Annotated in this window: 1 pseudogene; it reads right to left on the minus strand. The window is 64.9% G+C overall.

Annotated elements, in window-relative coordinates:
• A pseudogene (locus AC2AXP_RS22745) lies at window positions 1-305 on the minus strand (transketolase); the annotation flags it as partial.

Genomic DNA, 305 nt, shown 5'->3' on the forward strand with positions numbered 1-305 from the left:
CAGCTGTTCGCGGGTGGCGGCCACTTCGGCCTCGCCCAGCGGTGCGCCGTGGGAATCGTGGGTGCCGGCCTTGTTCGGCGAACCGAAGCCAATCACGGTTTTGCACATCAGCAGCGACGGTTTGTCGGTAACGCGACGGGCTTCTTCAATCGCCGCCTTGATGGCGTCGCTGTCGTGGCCGTCGACGCCGCGCACCACGTGCCAGCCGTAGGCTTCAAAGCGCTTGGCGGTGTCGTCGGTGAACCAGCCCTCGACGTGGCCGTCGATGGAGATGCCGTTGTCATCGTAGAAAGCGGTCAGCTTGC

The sequence above is a fragment of the Serratia sp. Sp408 genome, assembly GCF_057180665.1.